The organism is Natrarchaeobaculum sulfurireducens (genome assembly GCF_003430825.1).
Taxonomy (GTDB): domain Archaea; phylum Halobacteriota; class Halobacteria; order Halobacteriales; family Natrialbaceae; genus Natrarchaeobaculum; species Natrarchaeobaculum sulfurireducens.
Map to the genome: position 1 here is coordinate 1,191,913 of NZ_CP024047.1, position 16,410 is coordinate 1,208,322.

Annotated in this window: 13 protein-coding genes and 1 pseudogene; 6 read left to right on the top strand and 8 right to left on the bottom strand. The window is 61.6% G+C overall.

The window, feature by feature from the left end; translation table 11 throughout:
* Positions 1-410: 410 nt before the first annotated feature.
* Positions 411-2,711, top strand: coding sequence for a universal stress protein (locus AArc1_RS07040; RefSeq protein WP_117363706.1), 2,301 nt, complete (start codon positions 411-413; stop codon positions 2,709-2,711).
* 113 nt (positions 2,712-2,824) lie between these two features.
* On the opposite strand, the gene AArc1_RS07045 is transcribed toward AArc1_RS07040, so the two are convergent.
* From AArc1_RS07045 to mvk, 3 genes and pseudogenes are all read right to left on the bottom strand, one after another.
* Entirely contained in the window at positions 2,825-4,069 is a 1,245-nt protein-coding gene (locus tag AArc1_RS07045) for a hypothetical protein (protein ID WP_133412331.1), read from the bottom strand.
* A gap of 97 nt (positions 4,070-4,166) precedes the next feature.
* Entirely contained in the window at positions 4,167-4,940 is a 774-nt protein-coding gene (locus AArc1_RS07050) for an isopentenyl phosphate kinase (protein ID WP_117363708.1), read from the bottom strand.
* Positions 4,937-5,926 (bottom strand): annotated as a pseudogene (mvk, locus tag AArc1_RS07055) (mevalonate kinase); the annotation flags it as partial. The gene AArc1_RS07050 and the pseudogene mvk, both read right to left, overlap by 4 nt.
* 387 nt (positions 5,927-6,313) lie before the next feature.
* On the opposite strand from mvk, the gene AArc1_RS18680 reads away from it, so the two are divergent.
* The 5 genes from AArc1_RS18680 to AArc1_RS07080 all read left to right on the top strand — a co-directional run bounded on the left by AArc1_RS18680 (position 6,314) and on the right by AArc1_RS07080 (position 10,984).
* Positions 6,314-6,481: a hypothetical protein gene (locus AArc1_RS18680; RefSeq protein ID WP_154670849.1), complete on the top strand. Its 168-nt coding sequence runs from the start codon at positions 6,314-6,316 to the stop codon at positions 6,479-6,481.
* 201 nt (positions 6,482-6,682) lie between these two features.
* Complete coding sequence (locus AArc1_RS07065) at positions 6,683-8,218, top strand: globin-coupled sensor protein (RefSeq protein ID WP_117363710.1); 1,536 nt, start codon at positions 6,683-6,685, stop codon at positions 8,216-8,218.
* A 150-nt stretch (positions 8,219-8,368) separates the two neighbouring features.
* A complete protein-coding gene (locus AArc1_RS07070) occupies positions 8,369-9,247 on the top strand; it encodes a CheF family chemotaxis protein (RefSeq protein WP_117363711.1) in 879 nt (292 codons plus the stop codon).
* A 163-nt stretch (positions 9,248-9,410) separates the two neighbouring features.
* Positions 9,411-9,767, top strand: a complete 357-nt coding sequence (cheY, locus tag AArc1_RS07075) for a chemotaxis protein CheY (RefSeq protein ID WP_117363712.1) — start codon at positions 9,411-9,413, stop codon at positions 9,765-9,767.
* Positions 9,768-9,775: 8 nt separating this feature from the next.
* Positions 9,776-10,984 (top strand): chemotaxis protein CheC, encoded by a 1,209-nt coding sequence (locus AArc1_RS07080; RefSeq protein WP_117363713.1) that lies wholly within the window; start codon positions 9,776-9,778, stop codon positions 10,982-10,984.
* A gap of 36 nt (positions 10,985-11,020) precedes the next feature.
* On the opposite strand, the gene AArc1_RS07085 is transcribed toward AArc1_RS07080, so the two are convergent.
* The 5 genes from AArc1_RS07085 to AArc1_RS07105 form a co-directional block, all read right to left on the bottom strand.
* Positions 11,021-11,251, bottom strand: coding sequence for a DUF7385 family protein (locus AArc1_RS07085; protein WP_117363714.1), 231 nt, complete (start codon positions 11,249-11,251; stop codon positions 11,021-11,023).
* Between the two features lie 46 nt (positions 11,252-11,297).
* On the bottom strand, positions 11,298-12,104 hold the full coding sequence (locus AArc1_RS07090; protein ID WP_117363715.1) for a CheR family methyltransferase: 807 nt from the start codon (positions 12,102-12,104) through the stop codon (positions 11,298-11,300).
* 180 nt (positions 12,105-12,284) lie between these two features.
* Complete coding sequence (locus tag AArc1_RS07095; protein ID WP_117363716.1) at positions 12,285-13,079, bottom strand: VOC family protein; 795 nt, start codon at positions 13,077-13,079, stop codon at positions 12,285-12,287.
* 102 nt (positions 13,080-13,181) lie between these two features.
* Complete coding sequence (locus AArc1_RS07100; RefSeq protein ID WP_117363717.1) at positions 13,182-14,894, bottom strand: Na+/H+ antiporter NhaC family protein; 1,713 nt, start codon at positions 14,892-14,894, stop codon at positions 13,182-13,184.
* A gap of 134 nt (positions 14,895-15,028) precedes the next feature.
* The gene (locus AArc1_RS07105) at positions 15,029-16,138 is read right to left on the bottom strand and encodes an OBG GTPase family GTP-binding protein (protein ID WP_117363718.1); all 1,110 of its coding nucleotides are present in this window, start codon (positions 16,136-16,138) and stop codon (positions 15,029-15,031) included.
* Positions 16,139-16,410 lie beyond the last annotated feature (272 nt).

Here is a 16,410-nt window from a genome sequence, read left to right on the forward strand (position 1 = left end):
ACTCCTCCAGACTGGCCGTAACACCCGTCACAGCCTCGAACGCACTTGCCCGCGGGTTTCGCTATCATCATCTACACGCCGGGGTGTTAAAAACACCGTGGGTTGGATCGCCCCCGATCGACACCTCCGAAAACAGTACCGAACCTATCGACACCGGGTTGGTAAATCGCCTCGGGGGCAAGCCTCGAGGCACTCGGCTTGCTCTGCCTGTAGACTGACCTACCGAGCCACAGTTCGACCCGATCGTCCGAGGCGATCACGACCTCGGTGCATTCGACAATCTTTCCAAATTGATCATTCGTAGCGTGACCGTGGCCGTTATGTACAATGATGTTATTTTGTTTGTGTAGTAATCACACCTGGTTCCGAAATGCGAAGGTTTCTTAGCTTCCGTTCGAAACGAGAAGTCGATGGGAAAGGATCTCGAGCGCGATCTGGGGCTGTTCGCCGTAATCGCGATCAGTATGGGAGCGATGATCGGCAGTGGTATCTTTATTCTCCCCGGGATCGCCATGGCAGAAGCAGGGCCAGCCGTAATCCTCGCGTTCGTGATTGCGGCAATCCTGGTCGTTCCGGCGGCGCTTTCCATCGCCGAACTCGGCACGGCGATGCCCGAGGCGGGCGGTGATTACGTCTTCATCGAACGCGGCCTCGGGCCGTCGTTCGGAACGATCGCCGGACTTGGGACCTGGTTGATGCTGATGCTCAAGGGATCGCTCGCACTTTACGGCGGTATGTTCTACATCAACTTCATCTACACCCTTCCGACGTGGGACCTGGCGATCCCTGGCCTCGGTGCGACGCTGGCGATCCCCGGCGTCCGCGCACTCGGGATCACGTTTGCAATCATCTTCATCGCGATCAATCTCATCGGCGTCAAACAGACCGGCGGTATCCAGCTGGTGATGGTGATCGTCATGCTCGTGATCCTCTCGGTGTTCGTCGCGGCGACGATTATCCAGGTCGACGGCGCGAACTACGATCCGTTCTTCAGCGAGGGACCCGACGGCGTGCTCACTGCGACGGCGCTCGTCCTCGTCTCCTATGCGGGGGTCACAAAAGTCGCTGCGGTCGCCGAAGAGATCGAGAATCCGGGCCGGAACCTCCCGCTCGGGTTGCTCGTCTCACTCGTCGTTACGGCGTTTCTCTACGCGCTGCTCGTGTTCGTGCTCGTCGGCGTGATGGAAGCCGAAGACCTGGCTGCCTCCGAAGAACCCATGGCACTGGCGACCGAGCTCCTGTTCGGTGAGTCGATCCTCTTCGGCATCCCCGTCGGGACACTTGCAGTCGTCGGCATTATCCTCGCAGCCGTACTCGCGCTCGTCAGCACCGCCAACGCTGGCATCCTGACTGCCTCCCGATACCCGCTCGCACTCAGCCGGGACGACCTCTTCCTGAAGAAGTTCGAATACATCCACCCGCGATTCAACACGCCCACGGTCGCTATTCTTACGACCGGTGCGATCATCATCTTCATCGTCGCCACCCTCGAGGTCGACGAGATCGCGAAGATGGCCGGCGCGTTCCAGATCCTCGTCTACATCCTGGTCTGTGGCGCGCTGATCGCGTTCCGCGAACGCGACCTCGAGTGGTACGATCCGGACTTCTACACGCCCGGCTACCCCTGGGTACAACTGTTCGGGATCGTCTCGGGAGTGTTCATCATCACGCAGATGGAAACCCAGGAGATCGTCGGCTCGATCGCGATCGTGATCTTCGGCTTCGTCTGGTTCAAGTGGTACGCCGAGGACAAGATCGAACGCGAGGGCGTTGCCAAAGGGCTCGCACGGCGTCGGGCGGGCAAACAGTTCGTCGAGGACACCGAGGCCCAGCTCGAGCGCAGCGACGAGTACGAGGTGCTTATCCCGATTCGCCAGGACCTCACCCGTGAGCAAGAAGACGCCCTGCTCATGACGGCAGCGCCGATCGTCCAGCGACGGGGCGGACACATCCGCATCATCCGCTTCGACGAGGTGCCCGATCAGGTCCCACTGGACACTGCCGCTGAAGAGCTCACCGAGGCGGACGTCGAGTTCGAAAAGCGGACCGACGAACTGGTTCGCTACCTCGAGGTCCCCGTCGAAGTGGGCGAGATCGTCAGCCACGACACCCGCCACGCGGTCGTCAACTTCGCCGAGCGGTCGGGGGCAGACCTCGTTCTCGCTCGCCAGAAGGCGACGAGCCGCCTCGATACGCTGTTCGGTCGGGACGGCGACTGGATTCTAGAGCATGCCCCGTGTGACGTCGTTTTCGTCCAGAACGAACAGCGAACGACGGTCGACGAGATCGCGATCGTCACGGACCAGAGCCCGTTCAACGATCCGCTGAAGGTCGAACTCGCCGACGCGATGGCCGAGACGCTCGGGGCCCGTGTCAGGTTCCTCTATGCGATGTCGACGGACGCCCCCGACGAACTCGTCGAGACGATCGAGGAGTACCACGCCGAACTCGACGAGATCTGTACCGTCCCCGTCGAGTCCTCGATCGTCCGCACGAACGACGACGTCGAAGGGCTCTCTGCCGAACTCGAGTCGGCCGACCTCGTCATGTTGAGTACGGTGACCCACCACCGACTCCCCGACCTGGTCGTCGAACAACGCTCGGACCGTATCGCCGCGGCGATCGAACAGCCGGTGTTGCTGGTCCACTCGAAGCAGACACGACGGGGCTCGTTCCTCCGGCCGATTCTCGAGCGGGTTCTGTTCGACTGACCGGCCGTCGTCACCGGTCGATACTGTTCGTTCGATTGTCGCCGCCACGGTCGCTGTCTGTTACTTGGGTACCGCCGTCACCGATTGGCCCCTGTCGGTCGCGCGTTCGTCGACTACGCCTCGAGGTCGTCGTCCGGGTCGACGGTGAGTTCCCTCGAACCGACGAACTGGCCGAGAGTCACGTACGCACCGCTCTCGAGTTGGTACTCGAATCCAACCACGACGTCCCCAGGGAGACCGTGGACGTTGAACCGATCACCGGGCTCGAAACTCCCGTCTTCGAGCTGGAGTCCGTCACCCGTCTGGCCGTCGACCGTGATCGTGAGTTGTGATCGCTCGAGTGCGTCGCCGGCACGGTTCGTAACCGTCGCAGTCTGTTCATCTTCGTCGTACTCGAACGCCAGCGTCGTTCGTGGTGGGACGGCGGTCGAGATCTCTCCAATCGGTTCGTCTGTAACGGTGACGACCCCCTCGAGACCCGAAGAGTCGGCGTAGACCGTCGCCTCGTCTCCCCAGGCGTCCTCGAGGTGGCTCGCGAAGGCGTCCTCGAGGTCGTCTCCTTCGCCGTCCATTGCGTGATCGTCCGGCAGCGTGACCGACGCCCGCCGGACGGCCTCCTCGTCGGTCGCGTCGAGGGACGATCCCCACGCTGAACCTTCTGGCATCCACTCCAGGGGCTCGAGGGGGACGGTCGTCCTGATGCCGCGACCGAGCCGTTCGGTCACTCGGTCGAACGCCGCTTCGGACTCGTGTCGTCGGTCACGCTCGCCAGCGTGGGCGTCCACCAGCGATCCGATCCGAACCCGACCGCGTTCGATCGACTCGTCGCTCGAATCCGCGAGTTCCGTCTGGACGACCCCCGAAGCGGTGACGCCGACGAGCCGTGGCTGATCGCGACGGACGAACAGGTCCGCCGCCCCGTCCGATTCGAGCGGGTCGTACTCCGAGGCCTCGAGCCCGGATTCGGCCTCGGTGGCATCGATCTCACCGATGTAGGCGATCGTCAGCGGCCCCCCACCGATCACGAGGAGCCCCTCGAGGTCGGCGAGATCGTGGCCGAACCAGTCGCCGAACGCCCAAAACTCGAAGAGGCTGCCAGCGAGTCCTGCTGACAGCGTGTCGCCGCGCTCGAGCGCACGGTCGACGTCGACGTATCGGATCGCAGCCGAACCGATGTCGTCCGGATCCTCAGCATCCGCAGACGCCGGCAGCCACGTTCTGTAGACCGGGTTGCCGGGGTTGGGAACCCCAATGTCCCCGAGCCGGCTCGTCGGCTCTGCTCGCGGCGCCGCACAGCCGGCGACGGTTGCGAGTCCCACCACTGTTCCCATCCGAAGTACCGCTCTCCTCGAGTGCATCTACGTCACCTTCTCAGGGATCGATAAAACCGTTCTCGCTTCGTGCTCGGCGATGGCTGACACCGCCCAGTATCCGCATAGCTACGTGCAAGCGCCGCTACGACTCGCCGACGGTTCGAGATGCGATCGTCGTTCCCGGCTCGTCGCCAGCCAGGAACGCCCCGAGGTCCTCGAGGCCGAAGATCGACGCCTCACCCTCGAGGTCGAGGAGCGCGCGGACCTTCGCGGCCATCCCGCCAGTGACGTCCGTCGCGTCGCTCTCGCCGAGGACCGCCGCGACATCCTCGTACGTCGTTATCTCGTCGATCACCTCGTCCGTCTCGTCGAGGACACCAGGGACCGTCGAACAGAGACCGATACGGTCGACGGCAAGGTCGCGGGCGAGCACCGCGACGAGTTCGTCGCCGCTGACGACCGTCGCACCCGCTCCGGCGTGAGCGACGAGATCGCCATGGAGGACAGGGACGAAGCCTTCCTCGACCAGGGTTTCGATCTGTCCAGTCGGGAGGTCGAGTCGGCCGTCGGCGTCGCGTGCGGCCGTCGAGAACGGGTGGACGGGGACCGCCTGGACATCGCGCTCGAGCAGCCGTTGGAGGACGAACCCGTTCAACGTCTTCATCGCGCCGTGGACGTCGAGCGCCGCGCCCGCGTCGTGTGTCCCCTCAGTGGTCGTTACGCCGTGTTCGCTCGCGTTGTGGTGGCCGAAGCTTCCGCCGCCGTGGACGATCACAAGCCCGTCCGCGAGCGATCCGTCGGTGGCCTCGAGCGCCGCGGCGACGGCGTCAGTCGCTCGATCCAGCGCCTCGCCGTCGAGGGTTTCAGGACGGTCTTTCTCGGTGATAGCGCTGCCGCCGAGTTTGAGGACGATCATTCGAGCTGTCGCACCCCCTCTTCGGCAAGTTCGGCGCGAAAGGCGTCCTCACAGCCCGGCGTGAACGACAGCGCGGTCTCGGTCTCCGGCGTCGGATCGAGGGCGACGATACAGCCGCCGCCGCCAGCGCCGGTCAGTTTCGCGCCGAGTGCACCCGCGTCACGGGCGGCCCAGACCATTCTGTCGAGCGACCGCGAGGAGACGCCGAGTGCCGAGAGCAGCCCGTGATTGAAGTCCATCAACTGGCCGAGTTCCTCCAGGTCGCCGTCTGCGAGGGCGTCTTCGCCGGCTCTGACGAGGTCGCCGACCGTCTCGACCGTGTCCTCGGCGAAGTCGTACTCCTCGCGCAACGTCCGAACACCCGCAACGAGCTGGCCGGTGTCGCCAGCTCCGCCGTCGAAGCCGATCACGAACGGCAGATCCGGCGCGTCGATCGAGCGGCAATCGTCACCCTCGACACGGACTGCACCGCCGGTCGCCGAACAGAAGGTGTCGGCCCTCGAGGCCTGTCCGTCCTGGACCTCGTACTCGGTTCGATAGGCACGCTCGGCGAGTTCGACGGGCTCGAGCGTCGTCCCGAGTTCTCGAGTGGCCGCGTCGATGGCGGCGACGACGACCGCTGCGGACGAGCCCAGCCCGGCCCCGAGCGGGATGTCGCTCTCGATGGTCACGTCGAAACCGACGTCGTCCTCGCCGGTGACCGCACGAACCTGTTCGATGGCCTCGTCGACGTACTCCGTCGCCGCGCTCAACAACGATTCGGAGACGTTGACGTCGGGTCGGTCGTCGGTCGTCCCGCTGTACTCGACCGTGAAGCCGTCCAGACTGAGGTCTTCGGCGTGGACCCGTAACTTTCCGTCGTCGCGGCGATTCACTTCGACTCGTGCTCGTAACTCGATCGCACACGGGACGGCTGGCTCGCCGTAGACGACCGCGTGCTCCCCGAACAGATAGACTTTGCCGGGAGCGCTCGAGACAGTCATGCCCGGGCGTTCGTACGACGACGCTTAATAGCTATCTTCTCGCGATTTCGTCGTTTCACATGGAATACAATGACTGCTACCGATGAGCGCATATCCCGTTACGGACGCTCATCGGAACGGACGCAATGGAATCCGTATCAGTCAAGGGTCTCGTTGAAGTGGCGGAGTCGCCACTCGAGAAAAGAGTTCTCGATCCGTCTCGAGCAAATTCGTGTCGTCTCCGTCGACATATGGATTCACTCGGTGCTTGGAAGCCTCGACACGGAGAGGATGGAGGCGGTGGACAAAGCGCTGAAGCTGACTTTTGGGTTAGGCTGGGGTATCCGTTGGGAGTAGTATAGATCACCTGGTCTCCGAAAGTAATATTAGTTGACATCTGGGACAGAGAATATGGAGAGCATCGTTACTGTGGTTCGATTTCTGATGGCAGGTGTTGTTTTCTTCGCACTCATTGGTATCGCCTCGTTTGTCGGTACAACGCTGGCTCTCCGATCATATCATGAAGATGAGCAACCAAGCATGTCTGTAGTTGTTGCGGTTCTTCGTGGGCTCGGGTGAGTGGGAAACGCCTGTGTGAGCTTGAAGCTCACCGCGATGATTCCGTTGTCGCCGTTGTCTGTGCCGCTTCAGACATGCGTCTGTATTCTCACCTCGTTACTGACTCGAGACGAATCGACGAGTGGCATAGTATATCCTTTCTGGCCCAAGGCCCGAACGGGCCACCAGGTATTTAATAAAAACCCTGCAATCGTAGGTTTAATGGACCACACGCTGCCTGGATATAACATCACGGACGCGGACAGACGCGAGATAGACGGTCGGTCGCTCACTGATGCGCTCGGGATCGACCGGCGAGAAGTCGAGAATCGAAAGGCGTACACTCGTTTCGACGAGGCTGACGTCGACCGCCTCGAGTCGATGGAGCCGCTGTTCGAACGGATCGCCAGCGACCTCGTCGACGACTTCTACGACCATCTGCTGTCGTTTCCCGAAGTAACGTCGATCCTCGAGTCTTCGCCGGAGCAGGTGGAGAACCTGAAACGAGCCCAACGGCAGTACCTCCTGGAGCTTGGCAGTGGCGAGTACGATCGGGCGTACTTCGATCGACGCGCTCGGGTCGGTAAGGTACACGACATGATCGACGTGGGACCGAAACACTACCTCGGGAGCTACGTCGTCTACTACGATGGGGTCCTCTCTGCGGTCGCTGACGACGCCACGGACGATCTGGCAGCGTCGGCTGACCGGCCGGACGCAGCGTCGACCGACGACGAGCCGATGGTCTCGCTTTCGGCGGCTCGAGAGGCCATCGACGAGACCGTCGAAAGATCGCTGTCGGTGCTCAAACTGTTGACCCTCGACCAACAGGTGGCGATAGAGACATATATCGACTCCTACGCAGACGTCGAGGCCGAACTCGAGCGCCGAAACGAGGTTGCGGGAAACGTCGCCGACTCGCTCACCGACCTCAGAGCACAATCGACGGCCGTCGAGGATCGGTCGGCCGACATCAGCGACCTCGCCGACGAACAGTCCGATGCGATGGGCGAGGTGGCGACGGAGGTCTCGAGCCTTTCGGCGACGGTCGAAGAGATCGCATCGAACGCCGAGGAGGTGAGCGCGACCAGCGAAGCGGCCGAAGCAGTCGCAGCCGACACGACGGAGACGGCGGAGGCGGCGATCGATAAGATGCAACGTGTCGACGCGGCGGCAGATGACGTAACGGCTGACGTCGAAGCGCTTCAGGACGGCGTCAAACGGATCGACGAAGTCGTCGAGGTGATAAACGACATCGCCGATCAGACGAATCTGCTCGCGCTCAACGCCTCGATCGAGGCTGCTACCGCCGGTGAGGCAGGCGACGGTTTCGCCGTCGTCGCAAACGAGGTCAAATCACTCGCCGAAAAATCACAGGAGGAAGCCACAACGATCGAACGGATGGTCTCTGAGATCCAGGCCGACAGCCAGGAGACCGTCGAGAGCCTCGAAACTGCTAACGCAGAGATCACCGACGGTGTCGAGTTGGTCGAGGAGACGGTCACGAACCTCGAACACATCGAATCAACGATCGCGGAGGCAAACGTCGGCATCCAGGAGGTCGCGACCGCGACCGACGACCAGGCCGCGAGCACCGAAGAAGTCGCGATGATGACAGACCGGACAATGGAGCAGTTCGAGGAGGTCGCATCGGAGGTGACGGCCGTCGCCGAGGCCAACGAGCGCTTGCGTGGCTCGATCGACGAGATCGACGCCGAGATGACACGGCTGGCCGATCACGGAGACAGTTCGGACTGATATTGGCAAAGGATTGCGTTCGTTCGACGACGGGCCGATCTCGTTTCTCGCGTGACGGTGTTGATAAAGAGATATATACGTTGACTGCCCATTCAACGGTAAACGGTGCACGTTGCTCGCCGCCCGTCGCACCACCCTCTACAGACGAGCATGACCGAAGACATCGTCGCAGATTTTACCGGCCGGTTTTTCCTCAGCACCAGTTCCGATACTAGCGAGACACCCGAGAAAGGTCGGATCATCATGACGAGACGCCGGCTAGTGCTTGCGACCACGGACGACAAGACGACTGTTCCCCTCTCGAACGTCGTCGACGTCAACGTCGGAACCGTCCCAAAGCACGTCAAGCGCTTTTTCGACGACACGCTTACGATCGGGTACGAGGGTCCAACCGGCATCCAGAGTGCGGTCATCGAGAGCGAGGGAGACAAACTCGAGACGTTCGTCGCCATCCTCTTTCGGTGCCTGTTGAACGGCCGCACGGTCGCCGTCAAACACCCTGCCCGCGTCGGTGGACGGGTGAAAAACTCCCCCGTCCGCAAGGGCAAACTCCGGATCAAGAAGCGCTCGATCGTCATCAAGACCAAACAGGAGTCGATCAGTATCGACATCGAGAACGTGATGAACATCGGTCGCGGGAACAAACTCGGCGACCGCGCAGATCGCGTCACGCTGATCGTCAAATCGATCGACGACTCGGGACTGACAGAGACGACGCTGATCGCTCCCGCGAAGAGTCAGTACGTGAACTTACTCGGCAGATTCCTCCGCCTCGAGTTCGACGAGCTGCGCGAGGAAGTCAACGAGATCGAGTTGACGAACCCCGAAAAGCGGGTGCTCGTCGGCGTTCACGCGACCGGCGGCGACATCGACTTCACGAACATGCTCGACGGCGACCCCGCCTACGTGACGAACGTCTTGAACTCAGTCAAGAACAAAGACCTCATCCTCGAGAACGGCAACGGCATCTCGTTAACGCCGAAAGGACGGATCGTCGTCACCCAACAGATCGAAGACGTCAACGTCTGAGACGGTCGTCTGACTCGTTACGACGCCGGTGTTCGACGGACACGGCTCGGTTTCGACCCGATGAGATACCGGTGGTGATTGCCCTTTCCTCGCATCGTGGTGTGTGAGTGTCGTCGCGTAATCGGTCAACATCATTAAGTCATCCCGGTGTATTCTCCCGTTTATGGACGTGTTGATCACGGACGACTCTGGATTTATGCGTGATCTCCTGCGGGAAATTCTCGAGGAGGAACACAACGTCGTGGGAGAGGCAGAAAACGGTGTCGAAGCGGTCGAACTCTATCAGGAGAAAGACCCCGACATCGTGTTTATGGACATCGTGATGCCGATCAAAGACGGTATCGAGGCGACTGGTGAGATCACTGACATGGATCCCAGTGCGACGGTCGTGATGTGTACGAGTGTCGAGCAGGCCGAGCAGATGAAAGAGTCGATCAAAGCCGGAGCCGAGGGGTACATCACGAAGCCGTTCCAGAAAGAGAGCGTCCTCGAAGAGATAAACAGCATCGCAGCCGAGTAGATCTTTCCATGGAAATCGACATCCGCGAGTTGGAAACCTACCAGAAGCTCGCTCACGACGGCGCGCAATCGGCGGCCCAATCTCTTTCACAGCTGACTGGAATCGATACGCACGTTCAGGTGACCGACGTCTCGTTGATGTCTCCATCGAGCCTGAGCTATGAGTTCATCGGCGACGAGTTCGCCGGAGTCAACATCCACCTCAGCGGCGAGATCGCCGGTGAGATCGTCCTCGCGTTCGACGAACACGGACGCGAGGCCATCACGGAGACACTCGTCCCCGCTGACGATCCGGAAAAGCAGAAGTCGAGCATCAAGGAAGTCGGCAACATCATGACGAGCGGTTTCGTCGACGGCTGGGCGAACTACCTCGAGGCGAAGATCAAGAGTTCGCCGCCGACGTACATCCAGGGAACGGGCGACGACATCATCCCGACCGCCGCAAGCGAAAGCGACACCCACCTGTTCGTCTTTCGCAGCCGTGTCGAAGCCTCGAAAGCGGCCGTCAGCGAACCGATCGACTTCCGCATCCTGCTCGTTCCGGACGCCGATTCGCTGGAGCGTGCCCTCAAGCCCGATACGGGGAACATCGTTTCGCTCGAAAAACTCGAGGTCTTCAACGAGATGACCAAAGAGGGCGCCGAAAAGTCGGCGATGAATATCTCCTCGATGACGGGGATCGATACGACCGTCAACGTCAGTCGACTGAGTCTGATCCCGATCGAAGACATCCCCAAGGAGGTGGGGAACAAACGGTACGTCGGCACCGTCATGGAGTTTAGAGGGAAGATCGGTGGCTACCTGGTGATCCTCTTCGACCAGCCCTCCGGTCGGGCCGTCGTCGACGCGCTCGTTCCGATGGAAACCGACGAGGAGTGGGGTGAAACCGAACAGGGTGCTCTGCGCGAACTCGGCAATATCATGACCAGCGGCTTCGTCGACGGCTGGGCGAACGTGTTGAACGCCGAGATCAAACACTCTCCACCGGAGTTCGTCGCCGACACTGGTGCCTCGATCCTGCGCCCGATCACGTCTCAGATCGCCGAGACCGAAGATCACGCGTTCATGCTCGACTCGAACGTTCAGACGAACTCGGATCAGGTGTTCACCTGCCAGATGCTGGCGCTCCCACGCCGTGGCGAACTCGAGGCGGCACTCGATGATCTCCTCCTCGAAAACGCCGAGAACACGCGCATCGATCCCGACGACCTCTTCTAACGGTCTAACAGTCTGACCCGTATTTTCGGCTCCCAATCAGTGTCGAAAGACGACGACGTCGTCCGCTCGCCTGACGAGACAGAACCGATTGCCGTCGGTCGGCGGAAAACTGATCGTCGGCGTTTCGACGATCATCAGTCGAACGAACGGCGTCGAGCAGGCGGGACAGGTGAGGTCGTCCCGGTTCTCGAACACGGCCGTCTCACCGCTGTCGCGAAGCTGTTTGAGCTGGTGTCGGTGATCGTGAACGTCGAACTCGGGGTCCATACAGACGCCTTCGGCCGGTCGACGCTGAACGTTTCGGCCAGCTAGCCTAGATACGCCGATAGATGCGATTTCTGTTGTCGACGGCTTCGAAGGTGGATTTGAGTTCTGGCGGGATCGTCTCGCTTTTCCCGATGACGAGGTAGCCGTCGTCTCGGAGCGAGCGGGCGATCGTCTCGAGCATCGTCCGTTTGGCGTCGGATTCGATGTAGATGAACAGGTTTCGGCAGGTGACGAGGTCGAAGCCGGATTTGGGTCGGTCGTTGATCAGGTCGTGGCGCTCGAACGTGACGGGGCGTTTGACCGCATTCTGGACGCGAAACGTTCCGTCGTCAGCGTCGTACTCGACGAACTCCTCGTATGAAGAGAGATGCGAGAGCTGGTCGTCGATGTCCGTGGTCCGTGACTCCTGATAGACGCCCTCACGGGCCGTCTCGAGGGCGGGCTCGCTGATATCGGTGGCGAGAATACTGAGTCGGGATTCGTCGATCTGTCGATCGTCGTGTGCGAGCATCGACAGCGAGTAGGGTTCCCGGCCGTCAGCACAGGCGGCCGACCAGACCTCGACTCGGCGCTGCTCGTCGGACAGCGTTCGGAGGACGTCTCTGATGCCGTCCCAGACCGACGGATTGCGGAAGAAGCCGGTGACGTTAATACTCAACGAGTCGAGCAGGGCTTCCTGTTCGTCCGGATCACTCTGGACGAGGTCGTAGTACTCGTCGTAGTCCTCGGAGTCGGTTCGACGCATCCGGGCCGTAATTCGACGATCAAGATAGCTCTCGTTGTAGTGGCTGGTTGCGAAATTTAACTGTCGTTCCATATACTCGAGAAGGGCGGCGAAAGAGTCGGCTCCCACGTGTTATCACTCAGTACGACACTCGGGAATGCGGAGGAATAAACGTGCCGTCAATTCCCGACGGGTGTAAGGTTTTTTTGAGTGGCGCGCTCACGCCCTGTGACGAGAGAAATTGGACCGGGGGAATCGACCGAGGGCGCCCGGACCATCGGTGTGTCCGGTCGGCCGATTGGGGGGCAATTAGAACGGGAACAGGGAGTCGGCCTCGGGGTCGCGCTCCAGCAGTTCGATCTCGTGACTACCGGGGGTTTTCGTGAACGCGTACATGTCGTCGTTGCTCTCGGGGTCGCGGTAGTCGGGAGCCTCGCGCTCGATGAGCGTCTCCCAGTCCTCACTAAGGTCGTCGACGCGGATACAGAGGTGTCCCCAGGCGTCACCCTGCTCGTAGCTGCGTCCGTCGTAGTTGTAGGTCAACTCGAGTGACATCGCTTCGGCGGCGGCGTCGCGGGGTTCGACGAAGTAGTTCGCGAACGTGTCGGCCTCCCACCGACCGACCTCGTCGTACTCGAACTTGCGGGTCCAGAAGCCAAGGGCCTCGTCGGCGTCCTCGACGCGGATCATGGTGTGATCGAGCGACCAGAGCGCGCCCTCCTCGGGGTCACGCTGGACGATCTCGATCTCGTGGCCGTCCGGGTCTTTGACGAACGCGTAGCGGCCGCCACAGGACTCCGGATCCCGATACTCTTCGACGCCCCCGTCCATCAGCTGCTGGTAGTGTTCCTCGAGTTCACCCTCAGGGACCCGGACCGCAATGTGGCCCCAGGCGTCACCCACTTCTGGCTGCTCGCCCTCGTTGTGGGTGAGCTCGAGCAGTGCTCCGTCCTCGTGTACGTCTTCTGGTCCGAGGTAGACGATAGTGAACCCGTCGCCCTCGTAGCGGTCTTTCTCTTCGTACTCGAGGTGCGTCTGGTACCAGTCGAGTGACTCCTCGAGGTCCGCGACGCGAATCATCGTGTGGTCGAGCGTTCCGTCCATACGCGGGGACACGGTGGGTTCGTCAAAAAACGTGGCGGAACCGGCGGTCGCCCAGCTCGGTCGACTGCTCACATCGCTTGCAGCCGCGATTATAAAGACGTGTCACTCGTCGCGCCCGTCGGGTCGGTCAGCGTTCGATGACGGCCGACCCTCACCGTCCCCGATCGGGACCTCGGCGGCGGGAAGCCGAGGCTCGAGTCCCTTGCGGCTGGCGTCGAGTTCGGAAAGCCCGTAGACGAGGCCGACGAGTAAGACGACTCCGAGCGGGAGGAAGACGACCGGGCCGACGCCGAGGAAGCCGAAGAGGACATAACAGAGGACGACGACGAGCATCACCGTCCCCGCGTAGTAGAGCTGTGTCCTGACGTGGTCGATGAGATCTGCCCCGGTAAACGTCGAAGAGAGCACCGACGTATCGGAGATCGGCGAGGCGTGGTCACCAAATATCGCTCCGGAGAAGACGGCACCGACCATGACCGGCATGAGTTCGAACGTCCCGGTGAGTTCGTAGGCGACGGGCAACGCGATCGGCGTGACGATCCCCATCGTCGCCCACGACGATCCCATGGTGAACGCGACGAAGGCGGCGACGAGGAGGACGACGATCGGGAGGATGGCCGGCGAGACGACGTCTTCTGCGACACCCGCGATGTACGCGCCGGTTCCGAGATCGTCGGCGACGGCGCTGATCCCCCAGGCGAGCACCAGAATCGTCACAGCGGTAGTCATCAGCCTGAACCCATCGAGGATCGCCTCAACGCTCTTGGCGAGTCCGAACAGGCCGTAGCCGAGGCCGATGACGATCGCCGTCAGGACCATCGCGAACGAGCCCCAGACGAGCGCCGCTGCGAAGTCGCCCGCACCGACGACGTCGACCAGCACCTGAAGCGTGCCCGCTTCGGCCATCGCCGCCTCGAGTGCGGTCGGTGCGCCGGCTTCGGCTTGTTCTTCGAGCCAGCCTTCGTAGCCGGTCCAGAACGCGCCCGCGAGCGTCACGACGATTAGGACGACGACCGGCGCGAAGAAGGTCCGCAACATCGGCCGGTCGTCGATGGGTGCACCGAGGTCCTTCTCGACTTCCTGGAGTGGCTGGGCGTCTTCGCGGTTGACCAGCCCGGTCTCTCTGGCTCGGTGTTCGGCGTCCAGCATCTCGCCGTAGTCCCGTCGCGAGATGACGACGATAGCGACCATCACGATCGCCAACAGCGCGTAGGTGTTGTACGGAATCGAGCTAACGAACGTCTCGAACAGTCCGGGCGTGTCGACACCGTGGTCTTCTTCGATGACGCCGTACCCTTCGCCGATCATCGACAGCTGGAACGCCACCCAGCTCGAGAGCCCGATCGTCGCTACGGGCGCGGCCGTCGAATCGACGATGTAGGATAGCTTCTCGCGGGAGATGCGCAGCCGGTCCGAGATCTCGCGCATCGTACTGCCGACGATGGCCGTATTGGCGTAATCGTCGAAGAACATGACGAGCCCCAGAGTCCACGTTGCTACGCCGACGGTTCGCTGGGTCTCGAGACGATCGATCGCCCAGTTTCGGATCGCGATTGCTCCGCCGAGTCGCCAGATGAGCGCGACGCCGGACCCGAGCAGGAGGGTAAACAGCAGGATCTGGGCGTGGAATCCGTCGTCGGCGATGATCGCCTCGACGAGCCAGTCGAACGTCTGTCCGATACCAAGCCCGCCAGTGGCGATGACGCCACCCGACCAGATTCCCAGAAACAGCGAGAGAATCGGCCGTCGCGTCACGATCGCTAACACGATCGCGAGCAACGGCGGGACGAGCGAAAGTGCCCCTAGCTCGGACATACTCGTATTTACGCTGGACTCGGAGATAATGGTGTTCGTTAACATACGCCTTGGAGACAGTCACGCTCGTCGACCTGACACGCGAGGATCGACCTCACGGCTCGAGTTGCCGGAAGCAGTAGACGAACGCGACGTTATCGCCGGAGGATGAGTTTGAGCACGTCTTCGTCCTCGAGAACGTGATCGGTCCCGACTTGCTGTTCGTCGTGGGTGGCACTGGGGCCGCTGACGCGAGCGAAGCGGAACCGCTCTTCCATCTCGCCGCCGAGTTTCTCGATGGCTTCGCCGACGGTCGTTCCCGCCTCGATAACGAGCGGTTCCTCCCAGTCGATGCCGCGGCCGGGTTTGTTCATGTAGACGCGGATGAGTCCGAGGTTGTCCCAGATTCGGTCTTTGAGCGCCTCGAGGCCTTTCTCCTTCGCGGCGCTGATGAACGTCACCGCCTCGGGATCGAGGTCGCGTTCGCGGAGCTGTTCGTCGACCGTCTCCTTGTAGGAGGGGTCGATGAGGTCGACCTTGTTGACGCAGGTGATCGAAGGGATGTACTCCCGGTTTTCCATCAGCCCGTCGACCAGCCGGTCGATGCTGACGTTCTCCTGGAGGTTGAGGTCGGCGTTGACGTAGCCGTGTTCGCGCAGGACGTCCGAGATCGTCTTCTCGTCCAGATCCTGCTCGGTGCTCGAGGTGATTTTGATGCCGTCTTTGATCTTCGGACGGACCGTCACCCGCGGTGGCTCCTGGTCGACACGGATGTTGATGTCGTAGAGCTCTTCGTGAAGCCGGTCGTACTGCTCGATCTCGAACACCGAGAGGACGAAGACGATGAGGTCGGCGTTGCGGACGACGGCGAGGACCTGCTGGCCGTCACCACGGCCCGTTGCAGCACCCTCGATCAACCCGGGAACGTCCAGCATCTGGATGTTCGCCCCGCGGTGTTTGAGCATCCCGGGGTTGACGTCCAGCGTCGTGAACTCGTAGGAACCCGTCTCGCTTTCCGCGTTCGTCAGCGAGTTCAACAGCGAGGACTTGCCGACGCTTGGAAATCCGACCAGTGCCACCGTCGCGTCACCGTGTTTCTCGACGGAGTAGCCGGTGCCACCGCCCGCCGAACTCTGATTCTGGAGTTTCTCTTTTTTCTCCGCAAGTTTCGACTTCAGCCGGCCGATGTGGGCCTCTGTCGACTTGTTGTAGGGCGTGTTGGCGATTTCGTCTTCGATCTTTTCGATCTCCTCCTCGAGCCCCATTTGTCTAGTCTCAACCGGTCGCGCGGAAAAACCCTTTCGAGAACGTCACGCGGGAGACCATCGAGCCCGGCGGCCATACGCCACCCTCGGCGGACGGATTCGCTCGAGAGACGGACTTATACCCGGAGCAGGCACAATCCCACGTCGTTCACGGTGTGGATACGCGCCGTCACAGCGGGAATTCCCGTACGTTTTTGTTTCACACTGACGTATGTATGCGTGTCGGCACATTGGCTATGACCCCAATGTAGCCGAGCGCCCGAAACTGGCGG

Coding starts and splice junctions, on each gene's coding strand:
- AArc1_RS07040 (WP_117363706.1), top strand. CDS start 411: ATGGGAAAGGATCTCGAGCGCGATCTGGGGCTGTTCGCCGTAATCGCG.
- AArc1_RS07045 (WP_133412331.1), bottom strand. CDS start 4,069: ATGCACTCGAGGAGAGCGGTACTTCGGATGGGAACAGTGGTGGGACTC.
- AArc1_RS07050 (WP_117363708.1), bottom strand. CDS start 4,940: ATGATCGTCCTCAAACTCGGCGGCAGCGCTATCACCGAGAAAGACCGT.
- AArc1_RS18680 (WP_154670849.1), top strand. CDS start 6,314: ATGGAGAGCATCGTTACTGTGGTTCGATTTCTGATGGCAGGTGTTGTT.
- AArc1_RS07065 (WP_117363710.1), top strand. CDS start 6,683: ATGGACCACACGCTGCCTGGATATAACATCACGGACGCGGACAGACGC.
- AArc1_RS07070 (WP_117363711.1), top strand. CDS start 8,369: ATGACCGAAGACATCGTCGCAGATTTTACCGGCCGGTTTTTCCTCAGC.
- cheY (WP_117363712.1), top strand. CDS start 9,411: ATGGACGTGTTGATCACGGACGACTCTGGATTTATGCGTGATCTCCTG.
- AArc1_RS07080 (WP_117363713.1), top strand. CDS start 9,776: ATGGAAATCGACATCCGCGAGTTGGAAACCTACCAGAAGCTCGCTCAC.
- AArc1_RS07085 (WP_117363714.1), bottom strand. CDS start 11,251: ATGGACCCCGAGTTCGACGTTCACGATCACCGACACCAGCTCAAACAG.
- AArc1_RS07095 (WP_117363716.1), bottom strand. CDS start 13,079: ATGGACGGAACGCTCGACCACACGATGATTCGCGTCGCGGACCTCGAG.
- AArc1_RS07100 (WP_117363717.1), bottom strand. CDS start 14,894: ATGTCCGAGCTAGGGGCACTTTCGCTCGTCCCGCCGTTGCTCGCGATC.
- AArc1_RS07105 (WP_117363718.1), bottom strand. CDS start 16,138: ATGGGGCTCGAGGAGGAGATCGAAAAGATCGAAGACGAAATCGCCAAC.